Annotated in this window: 6 protein-coding genes; 2 read left to right on the forward strand and 4 right to left on the reverse strand. The window is 50.8% G+C overall.

All coding sequences use genetic code 11. The features are described 5' to 3' along the window. Positions 1 to 36 precede the first annotated feature (36 nt). Positions 37 to 768 (forward strand): carbon-nitrogen hydrolase family protein, encoded by a 732-nt coding sequence (locus AC788_RS02020; protein ID WP_049858965.1) that lies wholly within the window; start codon positions 37 to 39, stop codon positions 766 to 768. 82 nt (positions 769 to 850) lie between these two features. Here AC788_RS02020 and AC788_RS21150 read toward each other — a convergent pair whose 3' ends face one another. Beyond that, entirely contained in the window at positions 851 to 1,327 is a 477-nt protein-coding gene (locus AC788_RS21150) for a DUF2845 domain-containing protein (RefSeq protein ID WP_082223538.1), read from the reverse strand. A 25-nt stretch (positions 1,328 to 1,352) separates the two neighbouring features. Here AC788_RS21150 and AC788_RS02025 point away from each other — a divergent pair, with 25 nt between their 5' ends. After that, positions 1,353 to 1,610, forward strand: coding sequence for a type B 50S ribosomal protein L31 (locus tag AC788_RS02025; protein ID WP_049858980.1), 258 nt, complete (start codon positions 1,353 to 1,355; stop codon positions 1,608 to 1,610). Positions 1,611 to 1,812: 202 nt separating this feature from the next. On the opposite strand, the gene AC788_RS02030 is transcribed toward AC788_RS02025, so the two are convergent. The 3 genes from AC788_RS02030 to AC788_RS02040 form a co-directional block, all read right to left on the reverse strand. Then, on the reverse strand, positions 1,813 to 2,166 hold the full coding sequence (locus AC788_RS02030; RefSeq protein ID WP_152965681.1) for a hypothetical protein: 354 nt from the start codon (positions 2,164 to 2,166) through the stop codon (positions 1,813 to 1,815). 500 nt (positions 2,167 to 2,666) lie between these two features. Beyond that, positions 2,667 to 6,392 carry a YobI family P-loop NTPase gene (locus tag AC788_RS02035; protein ID WP_236690442.1) on the reverse strand — a complete coding sequence of 1,242 codons (3,726 nt, stop codon included), beginning with the start codon at positions 6,390 to 6,392 and terminating at the stop codon, positions 2,667 to 2,669. Positions 6,393 to 6,509: 117 nt separating this feature from the next. Then, complete coding sequence (locus AC788_RS02040; RefSeq protein ID WP_236690443.1) at positions 6,510 to 7,760, reverse strand: PDDEXK-like family protein; 1,251 nt, start codon at positions 7,758 to 7,760, stop codon at positions 6,510 to 6,512. Between the last annotated feature and the right edge of the window lie 324 nt (positions 7,761 to 8,084).

The raw sequence follows: 8,084 nt of genomic DNA on the forward strand, positions 1-8,084 counted from the left end.
TCAGTGCCGTCACTACATTTTGAAGAGAAAGAGCAAATGAAGCTGATCGCCGCGCAAATTCGCCCCGTACCGGGCGACTGTGAAGCAAACATCGCCAAACATATGGCTGCCATCCGGCAGGCCGCAAATCTGGGCGCAAATCTCGTGCTCTTTCCCGAGCTTTCGCTCACTGGTTACGAGCCAAGGCTGGCTGATGCCTTGGCGATAGATGCGAGCGACAGCCGTCTTGATGAGTTCCAGCAACTGAGCGATCGATATGGGATGCTCATCGCCGTGGGTGCGCCCACCCAGGGACGTGAGGGTATCGAAATCAGCATGATCAGTTTCCAGCCTGGACAGCCGCGTACCTGCTACTCAAAACAGATTCTGCATGCCGACGAATTACCGTTCTTCACCCCAGGTAGCCGAAAGCATGTGCTGAACCACGCAGGCGTTGTCCTGGCCCCTGCCATTTGCTACGAATCACTGCAACCAAGCCACGCCGAAGAAGCTGCACAGTCGGGTGCTCAGGTGTATCTGGCAAGCGTGGCGAAGTCTGAGCGCGGTACGACCTTGGCGAAAGCTCATTATCCGATGATCGCTGAAAAGCATTCCATGACCGTGGTGATGGCGAACTGCGTAGGGGCCGCCGACGACTATGTTGCGGCAGGTTGCTCGTCCATTTGGAACAATCAGGGTCAAATCCTGTGCAGTGCAGATGCCGTTCAAGAAGCATTGGTCGCTTATGACACGCAGACTGGGGAGACAGGAGTTTTCAACTTGCTGTGAAACCGGTCCGTACGCGTTGCGACCTGAGAATCACTGACTGTTTTTCCTGAGTGCCGTACTCACGCGTAGATAGCAAGACGGCTCACCATCTAAGGATGTTTCCAGCAGGCGCCTCCCGACGAAGATCTACCCTGACCAACTCGTCATTGATGAATAGCATGTACTGGTAGGCACCACCGTTCGGGCCGTAGACAACCACATTGGTTTTCTGCGAGCCCTTGCGTGGCACACCGTTGTTGCGTATCACCGGACCGTCGCTGGCTAGGACAACGGGACTGCCACATGACTGTAAAACGTCGGCAAGCTTGTCTCCGGGATTGACCAGCTTTGTTCCGCAACGGCTGGCTGCGTTTGCATCGGTAATGAGCGCGATTTCGAGAATCGCGCCAATCTGTGGCGCAATCTGTGGCGCGATTCCGTGAATCGCGCCAATGAAGAACGCTCCAATGGGAAGCCCTACAGGCAGACGTCCGCGATGAGCTCCGGCTGTGATAGCTGCTCTCAGCGAATCAGCACAGAGCCATGGACCGCTGCGCACAGGAATGTTACGATATAACATCTATAAACGAAGTGAGATCCCGACCATGAAACCTGGCATTCACCCGGACTATCGGACAGTCCTGTTCCACGACACAGCCGCCGACGTTTATTTCCTGATCGGCTCGACCGTGGAAACGACTCGAACCGAGACGCATACGGATGGCAAAGCGTACCCGTATGTCGCCCTTGACGTTTCGAGCGCTTCACATCCCGTCTACACCGGGCAAGTCCGAAAAACACAGGCAGAAGGACGGATTGCCGGCTTCAACAAGCGCTTCGCCGGTTTCACTTCCACCAAGTAAACCCAAGCGATGGCGTGGTGAAGTCAGTGCGTGCTACTGACTTCACGCTTGGCAACGTAATCGCGGTCGCAACAACCCGCGCCGGTCCTGCGCTTGGAACCTATTGCCGGTCGGCTTTGCGTTCTGAAATCGAGCATATTGCTGTGCTGCGCGTTGCAGTGGAGCGCGACATGTTTGCAATGCGATCCTCTGGCGGAGCGCCTCACCGTTGGTGATCAGTATCGTTCCAGATCAGGTATCGCACGCGGCAGTCAAATGCGCTTGATCGCATACAAAAACGCAAAAACGGCCAGAATTTTGAAGGTCGCCAAAAGCGCTTTGAAAGCCAAAGAATACCACTCTGTTCCTTCAATGCAGTCCATGCACTGCAGCGACGCAGGAGAACTCCCGACTTGGTGAACTCCAGTTCGCGGCAATAGCCGTAAAACATGAATGACCAAAGCAGCATGACCTCGCCCAATGCCTTGACCTTGTCCCTGGAGGAGTAGTTGACTTCCGGCTCAAGAAAGTAAACCACACCAGCCAAGACAAAAATGAACATGCCGACATAAGCCATTTTTTTCCGGCACCTTGGCGACGCCCGAAAATTGTTGAACACATCGAAGGGATGAAATGTATGGTCCCTCTGTAATCTGTCCTCGACGGAAACCAGATACCCCGAGCAAAAAGCCAACATCCCGATAATAAGAACAAGGATCATATGAAGCCCCGCGTTAGCAAAACTGAGCAGAGCGCCGAGTTACCATTTCCGGATCAGGCTGTAGCTCTCACGAACTAAATACTAACATCGGCATCCACCATTGGGATACGATGCGGTAGAGTTTTTCATCCAAGCTCTCATCAGTAGCTGCATATCTGACAAACAACATCAGTGGGTACATGTATTTCGAAATAAGCCTTGCAAGGCCATCAAGGATATGACGGCCATCCGCTTTGGTTTAGGATCGAAAAATCATTAGCCAACTGAAGTATGCATACATTGATAGCCTTCCATCCGAAACCACTGATCCAGAACTTTTTAATCATCACTCATTAATTGATTCAGACGATGCAATTTCACTTACGCCTCCTATTAACCTCAATAACGCCCTTCCTAACCTCATAACTACTGACTATTTTCTCACGCTGAAGACGCTCCAAGAGCTCGCGATCGGCAAGCGTATCTGGCACTCTTAACTTACAATGACCAACGCAGGTTAGTTCAGGATAACCACCGTCAAGTGTTCGCAGGATAGCGAAGAGCTGATCACGCCCGATCAAATATAGGTGCGGCTTTAGTATCAGTAAAATCTGCTGAGCCGACACATTTTGTTGCGCCATTTTTTGTACAACAGTGAGAGGCAGTTCACTTCCGCTCTGGCTAGCGAATAGTGCCAAGCCATTTAGCCCTGCGAAGTCCGCCATTTGCGCATACTGAGTAGCTTGGCCAATAATAATATTTTTGATCGACGAGTCGATTTCACCGCTTTCTAAAAGCTCAGCCAGATCCAGCCTCACCAAAGCCGGGGTCATGAAGCTCGAAAAATTTTGCGACTCTCGGATAAACGCTTTGCGCGTAGACCAGTCAGTGGCTGCCAAATGCTCATAGGATGCTATGTCATCCGCGATGATGTCACGTTTGAGTAACTGAGCGAAAAGGTCGCCAGCTTCCGGGGGAATTTCGTCCACCTCAAGGTGGTATTGCATGTTCAAGCTCTCGACCAGCTTTGTACGAAGCACAGAGGATGGCAGATGATCCTTCGCTGCCAGGATTGCTGCTGCCAAAGCCACCTTAGACTCCTCGTCAGCAGTATTTGCGCCAGTGATCTTAGGAGAGGCTGTTAGGATTTTCGCCACATGCGCATCAACCCCTCCAGAAGACGAAACGTAGCGGCTTATGTTACTAAAAGTTGGTGGAACGCGCCTATGTTCGACCAGCGCCGGCCACGCTCCCTCGGACACCTGTGCAATATCTACAATTTCACAATGTAAAGTGGCATTCTTAATCACCTCACTAAGACTGGAACCTTTTCGCGAAAGCACATCTTCAATCACTGCGGGAAAGCATTCGTTGGAATCTACAGTCTTGGACATACCGTCGATAGCCTTCAAGTATTTATCCAGGTGCCTGAGTACATACCCATACACTATTTTGCTCCGATTGCGGATGACATCAAGCGCCAAGGTTGATGTGTTGTCAATGGCAAGCGCAAGGTTCTGGTACGTGATCTCATATAAATCGCGAAATACGAACCACGTACGTGCTTCTTGGCCCAACAGCTCTAAGCGAGGCACAGCAATACCCGCCTCTTTAAAGAGTACGCTAATGTGTTCGGCTTGCGCCGAAATGGTAGTATCGGAAGTGAGAGCGAGGAATTCCGCATACTGGGCCAACAGGTACGACGATACTCCAGAATCTACCCGCTGCTTAGAAGAGGTCAGGGTTGCCAGTGCTACATTCACAAGCGCTAGTCGGGCTGAATCGTCCAGCTCCGCTTGATTCACGAGATAAGTGAGCACCTGCGTAGACACGACCGTTAAGCGTTCGATAAGCAGTAGGCGCTCATTGCCGGTGGTAAGGTACGACTGGAGAAATTCAGCCTGACTGCTCCCAAGGCTGACTAGGGAGCGGACCATAATATCAGCCGAGTCGAGATCGTTAATCAAAAGATGATCCAAGATAGCGATATTGTAGAGCGCAGGTTCCTTTAGTGTACTCTTGCCTCGCTCGCGGACGACAGCGTCCACGTCCTCAGGAGTAAGCTCGAAATGCTGATCCATCACGTCTTGCTCGACGTGATGGATAATGAAGTTTGTGGCAGCGGCACCCACACGATCTCCGTGGAAGGTTGACGTGTAGAGCGTGAAATTACGATTAATGTACCCGGCGCGAACGATGTTGTATGCCAACCCCGGCGTTAGTATGGTCTTTGCGATTATCTCGAAGGACTGCTCGCTCTCATTATGCTTAACAAGAAAGTGCGGTCTCTCGATCAGGTCACGAAAACTGGCACTTCGAAGAAATCTGATGCTTTCCATCTTCTCATCAATCTGCTCAGTAAGCGCTTTATGATCCGCTTCATTCCAGCTATCGGCGTCTAGCGGATCACCGAGCGCTGCTGCAAGACTGTCACGAGTGAACGATAGCGTGTTACGGTAGTATGAGGCGTTATATTCGAGTACCGAGTCTTCGTCTGAGGAGACGAAGTCTGACCAGAACTGCGCTCCCTTGAGGTCTTCCACAGACTTTAGAACGCCTTCGAACGAGTACGTTGGATCCTGAATGCTGAATGCGGCCGCTTCAGCGGTCCGCTGTACATGCGCAATCAGGCGCTCGCCCAATTGCGTACTGCGCTTCGAAGCGCCGTTGATCCGCGTTAGCTGCCGGCGAAGCACGCGCAGCTCTCCCTCAATTCGCTTGATATTCTGGGTCACCAATTCACGACTCAGTCTGTAGAGTAAGTCCAGCTTGCTGTGGCCGAGCCGAATAGTTTCGAAATCGGCTAGATGTGTGCTTTTGTAGAGCATCATCGCAAACAGATCCGTCTCATTCAGCTTGAGCTGTTTGCCATCACCGGAGAAAATTCGATCACGGAACACGACGAATTCGTTTCGAACGTTTTTGAGTAACCGCATATCTGGTACGTACTGCGTGGCTAAGTCGAGTAGCTCCGGGGCAACCCGATGATCGACTTGACCAAGCAACTGTAGAGCCAAATTTCGAGCACTACGGTGAGTGATAAAGGGAACGACGGGTATGACCAGATCGAAAAATTTCGTGCGATTGGCGCGTATGGCCTCGACTTGCGCCGGATCATCCGTCGGGAACGCCTCTATATTTTGCCTACGACCTTCTATCTCGACGCCGACGCGATCGAAAATACTATCTTTGATAGCATAGATAAACCGGATTGGCTTCTTGATTTGAGGTGAGGCATTCAAAAGAGTATTCAGCGCACGGAGCGTCTCGAAGATATGAGTATCATCGAATCGGTCGATATCCTCAAAAAGAACAATATCGCGATCTGAGACTTCAAAGAAGTAAACGATCTCGTCGAGATACTGGTCAAAGTACGAAACAGCGCTTTCGCTTAGCGTGACAGTAGCAGACCCTGCCGAGAACTGCTGAATATGCAGTTTCCCGTAGAACAACCAGTTCACCATCAGGATGATCAGCGCCGAAACGCTCCAAATAACAGGATGCACCCACACACCTATATCTACATGAAGCGTAAATACAGAGGCAATCTCTAAAGTCCACCCTGTCAGCAGGAATATTACAGAAACGATAAAACCTACCAGTATCGACGTTCCAACCGCCTTCCACCATCGGAAACGCTCAATACGCCGAAAGCGTGAACCGGGAGTTCTGCTCGGGTATTCTCGATAGAGCAGTTGCTTGACGATCTCCTGCTGGATACGATTCGTAGGAGTGGTAGCTTGTATAGGAATCGAATTATCAAGCTTAGACGCTTCGATAGGTGCAAGCGTCGACAGCGAGAGCTCTACGATACGTTTATCCTGTCGACGTGCAACTTCCCGCATAATACTACTTTTGCCGACCCCGTAATTACCAGAAAGGGCTATGTTGCGGATTTGATGCTCCGCAAGGGCGACTTCGATAGCGTCGACATAGCCGCCATGCTCTTCTTCCATGTATTGAGGGGTAAGCGGGACCAGTTCCCATGATTCTTTGACAGGTCTTTGTTCATAACAGTTGACGCCCCGAAGACGATCACTGAGACCGCGCAAGAAATGAAAGACCACAGACCCCCCACTAAGCATTTTAAACTGCAGTTTCACCGGACATCACATCGAACGCCTGCAAAATTCCTTGGGATGAATATTTACATACTGACGCTCGCCCTCTCCTGGATACAGAAACATGTTTTAGGTGATGACGAAAGTTTCCTTCTCACCCTACACGCAAAGCATTTTCAACCGATCTGCATGCTCCTGTAACTTTCGAGCAAGTTCTACAACACTCAGCTCTCTATGAAGCATAACCTTGCGACAGGAATCCCCTTGTCGCTTCCCAAAGCGGTTATCAAATAATTTAAGCTGCTCACGCAATCGCTCCCCGTCCGCCTCCGACTTGGCATACCCTATATCGAGAATCAGTGCTACATCGTATTTGGATTTTGTGCTGTCCGAATAACTTACATGGAGGTACACCGGCCACCAATCGTTCCCTTCGAACTGTTCCCACCCTAGCGGACACAGATCCAGCCAAGCACGTGCGTGCTGAATATGATCGCGAGTGAGACCAGGGATCTTGTTCACCAAGGTCTCTTTTATAGACGCCATACCTTGAGTTTCACGAAGCAACGAAAAGGCGGCTTTGTTCTGAAGCATGAAGATCATGTGATTGGAACTGCCGTCGTGCAGCCAGTACCTTTCCAGCCGCCCAAGCGTGGTTTCAAGCATATGCCGTACGGCAACACTGTGAACTTGGTGCAATTCTGCAGCTAACGTAACAGCTCGCTGGTTTGAAGGGCTTTCCCAATCGGTCTGTCGGTTACAGTAACTCACTACCAGCTTAGCTGCCGCATTGCCACGTTCAACGTGCAACAATGCACGGTCGGCGGATGCTTTTAGCCAGTCATATCCAAGGTGCAGCCAATAGCCGTTGGAGGGACGTTCCGACCAGTCACCACCTACGAAATCTCGATCCAGCGCTATATAGACACTATTGTAATCCTTCAGATGGGAATTGTTCGCCACCGCCTCTTGCCAACTTGCCCTGTAGCCATCTAACTGACCCTGACTGTGGGCGGTACCGGCTTTGTTCTCGATCAACAATACGAACTCGTTATCTGGGTCGATGACGAACAAATCGACTCGCTCGGTCGCCTTCAACCCTAGTTCGCGAGCAGTAAATACCGTACCAAAACTAGCGGTTCGAATTCGAGAAGGTGGCCATTCGGCGAAAAAGCGGGATGTGGTGCTTCTTCCATCCAAACCGCATTCAGCGACGGCCTGTGTTGCACTCAAGAGAAGATCTCGCACGATTTGATCACCTTGGCCATGACCTTCACGGGGGTCGAACAGCCAGGCAAGAAAATCTGAGTGCTGATTTTCACTCAAATTAATGACGTCGAAGATATCATCACTGATTTTTAGAATTTCACAGAGCTCAGAAAGCTTTTGATCTGCTAGAAACGCTTCCACAGCTTCGATTGTTGCTTCCAGGCGGTAATGCTCGCTACATAGAGGGATCAAAAAAAGGGACTGAGGACCCGCCGAAGGAGCCGATCCACGGGCATTTAGTCGCTAGGCAAACGGAACAGCTATAATACGACATGCCTACCAGCTTGGTGGAGTCATGGCAAAATAATGCCAATTCTTGCAGCCCATGGCAATGTACCAATGAAAGCGAGAAGCCTATCTATCTCGATGCTAGGAACATTTTTTCAATTGCGGGACTCTGGAGTTCCCTACCCAATGCAACCCCCCTGCCCATGCAGCTAATAACCGCCCCCTCCAACCTTGGAC

Origin of the sequence: Pseudomonas sp. RIT-PI-a (assembly GCF_001187875.1) — a bacterium.
GTDB classification, from domain to species: Bacteria; Pseudomonadota; Gammaproteobacteria; order Pseudomonadales; family Pseudomonadaceae; genus Aquipseudomonas; species Aquipseudomonas coleopterorum.

Bases quoted from the DNA above. Each gene is read 5' to 3' on its own strand.
- AC788_RS02025 (WP_049858980.1), top strand. From the start codon at position 1,353: ATGAAACCTGGCATTCACCCGGACTATCGGACAGTCCTGTTCCACGAC.
- AC788_RS02030 (WP_152965681.1), bottom strand. From the start codon at position 2,166: ATGGCTTATGTCGGCATGTTCATTTTTGTCTTGGCTGGTGTGGTTTAC.
- AC788_RS02020 (WP_049858965.1), top strand. From the start codon at position 37: ATGAAGCTGATCGCCGCGCAAATTCGCCCCGTACCGGGCGACTGTGAA.
- AC788_RS21150 (WP_082223538.1), bottom strand. From the start codon at position 1,327: ATGTTATATCGTAACATTCCTGTGCGCAGCGGTCCATGGCTCTGTGCT.